Genomic DNA, 3,402 nt, shown 5'->3' on the forward strand with positions numbered 1-3,402 from the left:
GCCCCGGGACACGAGCCGGCTGAGCCTGACCCGGGCGTTCTCCGGCAGCGCGTGATGCCGGCTGAGCTCGCCCCACTGCTGCAGGTAGACCGTGTCGGTGACCGACCGGAACATCACGTGGGCCGGCACGGCCGCCACCGGCAGTTCGTGCCGGGCGCAGGCCTCGACCAGCACCTCGGGCACCGCGCCGTGGGTCTCCTCGCCGGCGAGGAGCACGGCCGCGCCGGCGCCGCGCAACGCGGACACGAACCGCTCGACGCGGCCCCGGCCCCCACGCGGCGTCCACCACACCAGACCGCTGAGCACGACCTCGCCAGGCCGCACGAAACGCGACGGGTCCTCGAGGTCCGTCACGGTCACCCCGCTGATCTCCCGCGCGAGCAGGGGGTCCTCGGCCCACAGCAGCCGCAGGCCGAGGGTCTCGTCCTTCAGGAGGTGTTCGACGTGCATGGTGCTCCGGCTTTCTCGTACGGCCCGGATCCGACGGCGCCCGGCGCCACGACTTCCGGCATCTCGCATTCACCAGGTAAATGCGACTGCTGGCATCGTAAATGCCAGGCAGATCGAGGGGAACACCTCTTGGTTGATCGTCCAGTACGGCCCCCGGGGCACTCGGAGTTTCCGTCCGTCGGCCACGGGGGATCCCGCGGTGCCCGCCGCCCCGCTCAGACCCAGGAGACGCAGTCCCCGGACACCCGTATCGCGCTGATGCCGCTGATGTGCCGCGCCCCGCACCGGTCCTGCGGCAGCACGAGCTGCGGCCCGGCGCGGTCCAGCGGGGCGTCGTCGATGGTCAGCGCCAGCAGGACGGGAGCGCCGGCGAAGTCCGGGTCGATCTCCGCCCACGACAGCAGCGCGTGATGGCCGTCGGCGCCGCGCACCGCGACGAGGAAGCGCAGCCGGTCCTTGCGGCGCACGGGGTCGAAGCCGGGACCCGCCGCCGTCAGTACGTCGTACAGGCGCGGACCGGTGAAGCGGTGGTGCTGCACGCCGCTGGTGGCGCACTCGAAGTCGACCTCGGCGCCGTGCTGCGGCCAGGCCCGCAGATCGGTCACGGTGAGCTGCGCCGGGCGCGCGAGATCGCCGCTCAGGTCCAGCTGCGCCACGGGGTCGGCCACGGCGTGCGTCAGGGACTGGCTCATCGGCCACCACCTCCCGCAGGACCGTACCCGCAAGGCCGCATCGGACAAACGCACATGCGTACATCCAAGCCACAAGATCCCAGCTCATGCGATGTGCCAGAAGACTTACACCTGGCAGGTGCGGCAGTATGATCCCCGCAACCCGTCGACGCCCGCACACGTCGCATGCTCAGGAACCAAGGGAGTGGACCCCGTGATAACCCGTTCCGCACGCCGGACCCGCAGGATGCTGTCCGTGGCCGGCCTCGGCACCGCAGCACTCCTGACCCTGAGTGCCTGCGGCTCGTCCGACTCCGACTCCGGCTCGTCCGCCGACTCCTCCTCGTCCGCCTCGGCCGACAAGAAGCTCTCCGGAACCGTGACGGTGTTCGCCGCCGCCTCGCTCAAGGAGAGCTTCACGACGCTGGGCAAGCAGTTCGAGAAGGAACACCCCGGCACCAAGGTCACGTTCAGCTTCGGCGGCAGCGACAGCCTCGCCGCGGGCATCACCGGCGGCGCCCCAGCCGACGTGTTCGCCGCCGCCAGCCCCAAGACGATGAAGATCGTCACGGACAAGGGCGACGCGGCCGGCGCGCCGTCCACCTTCGTGCGCAACCAGCTGGAGATCGCCACCCTGCCGGGCAATCCCGACAAGGTCGCCTCGCTCAAGGACCTCACCAAGTCCGACCTCAAGGTCGTGCTGTGCGACAAGTCCGCGCCGTGCGGCGCCGCCGCGGAGAAGGCCCTCGGCGCCAGCAAGTTGAAGCTCACCCCGGTCTCCTACGAGCAGGACGTCAAGAGCGCCCTGACGAAGGTCGAGCTGAAGGAGGCCGACGCGGCGGTCGTCTACAAGACCGACGTGAAGGCCGCGGGTGACAAGGTGGAGGGCGTGGACTTCCCCGAATCCGCCGACGCCATCAACGACTACCCGATCGCTCAGCTCAAGGATGCGCCCAACGCGGCCGCGGCCAAGGCGTTCATCGACCTGGTCAAGTCCGCCGACGGCCAGAAGGTGCTGACCGAGGCCGGATTCCTCAAGCCGTGACCTCGCTCGACAAGACCGGCGCCGCGGCCGACACCCTCCGGGGAGGTCCGCGGCGCCGCCGCGTGCGGATGGTGCCCCTGCCCCTGCTGGTGCCCGCCCTCGTGGGCCTGGCCTTCCTCGTGGTGCCGCTGCTCGCCCTGCTCGTCCGTGCGCCGTGGCGCGACCTGCCGTCCCAGCTGACCAGCCCCGAGGTCTGGCAGGCCCTGCAACTGTCGCTGGTGTGCGCCACCTCGGCGACGCTCGTGAGCCTGGTGCTCGGGGTGCCGCTGGCCTGGCTGCTGGCCCGCACCGAGTTCCGCGGACGCGGCCTCGTACGGGCCCTGGTGACACTGCCGCTCGTCCTGCCCCCGGTGGTCGGGGGCGTGGCCCTGCTCACGGCGCTCGGCCGCAACGGCATCGTCGGCACGTACCTGGACGCGTGGTTCGGGCTGACCCTGCCGTTCACCACGACCGGCGTCGTCATCGCCGAGGCGTTCGTCGCCATGCCGTTCCTCGTCATCAGCGTCGAAGGCACCCTGCGCGCCGCCGACCCCCGCTACGAGGAGGCAGCCACGACCCTCGGCGCCTCCCGCTTCACCGCGTTCCGCCGGGTGACCCTGCCGCTCATCGCGCCCGGCATCGCCGCGGGCTCGGTCCTCGCCTGGGCGCGTGCGCTCGGCGAGTTCGGCGCGACGATCACCTTCGCCGGGAACTTCCCCGGGCGCACCCAGACCATGCCGCTCGCCGTGTACCTCGCCATGCAGAGCGACCCGGCCGCGGCGATCGCCCTCAGCCTGGTCCTGCTCGCCGTGTCCATCACGGTCCTCGCGGGCCTGCGTGACCGCTGGATGACCGCCTCATGAGCGACCTGCACCCGGGCCACCGCGGGGACGACGGGGCGGGCCTCGACGCCCACCTCGTCGTCGACCGCGGCACCTTCCGCCTCGACATCGCGCTGTCCGCCGCCCCCGGCGACGTGGTCGCCCTGCTCGGGCCCAACGGCGCGGGCAAGACCACCGCCCTGCGCGCCCTCGCCGGACTCGCCCCGCTGGACAGCGGCCACCTGCACCTCGACGGCGTCGAGCTCGACGGCACCCCGCCCGAGACCCGGCCCGTCGGTGTCGTCTTCCAGGACTACCTGCTCTTCCCGCACCTCACCGCCCTGGACAACGTCGCGTTCGGCCCGCGCTGCCAGGGCAGGACCAAGGCCGAGGCCCGCGCCGAGGCCGCCGCCTGGCTCGACCGGCTGGGGCTCGC

Annotated in this window: 5 protein-coding genes; 3 read left to right on the plus strand and 2 right to left on the minus strand. The window is 72.1% G+C overall.

Annotation, left to right across the window (positions count from 1 at the left end):
• Both G3I40_RS10530 and G3I40_RS10535 read right to left on the minus strand, forming a co-directional pair.
• Window positions 1-450, minus strand: a 450-nt coding sequence (locus tag G3I40_RS10530) for a PucR family transcriptional regulator ligand-binding domain-containing protein (protein WP_203643797.1), incomplete at its 3' end; no start/stop codon positions are given.
• A 215-nt stretch (window positions 451-665) separates the two neighbouring features.
• The gene (locus G3I40_RS10535; RefSeq protein WP_164301895.1) at window positions 666-1,142 is read right to left on the minus strand and encodes a molybdopterin-dependent oxidoreductase; all 477 of its coding nucleotides are present in this window, start codon (window positions 1,140-1,142) and stop codon (window positions 666-668) included.
• Window positions 1,143-1,338: 196 nt separating this feature from the next.
• Here G3I40_RS10535 and modA point away from each other — a divergent pair, with 196 nt between their 5' ends.
• The 3 genes from modA to G3I40_RS10550 form a co-directional block, all read left to right on the plus strand.
• On the plus strand, window positions 1,339-2,166 hold the full coding sequence (gene modA, locus G3I40_RS10540) for a molybdate ABC transporter substrate-binding protein (RefSeq protein ID WP_164301898.1): 828 nt from the start codon (window positions 1,339-1,341) through the stop codon (window positions 2,164-2,166).
• The gene (gene modB / locus G3I40_RS10545; RefSeq protein WP_164301896.1) at window positions 2,163-3,008 is read left to right on the plus strand and encodes a molybdate ABC transporter permease subunit; all 846 of its coding nucleotides are present in this window, start codon (window positions 2,163-2,165) and stop codon (window positions 3,006-3,008) included. The genes modA and modB overlap by 4 nt, the downstream gene beginning before the upstream one ends.
• Window positions 3,005-3,402 (plus strand): ATP-binding cassette domain-containing protein (locus G3I40_RS10550; protein ID WP_164301897.1); only part of this gene is annotated, 398 nt, incomplete at its 3' end. The genes modB and G3I40_RS10550, both read left to right, overlap by 4 nt.

Origin of the sequence: Streptomyces sp. SID14478, assembly GCF_010548525.1 — a bacterium.
Classification (GTDB): domain Bacteria; phylum Actinomycetota; class Actinomycetes; order Streptomycetales; family Streptomycetaceae; genus Streptomyces.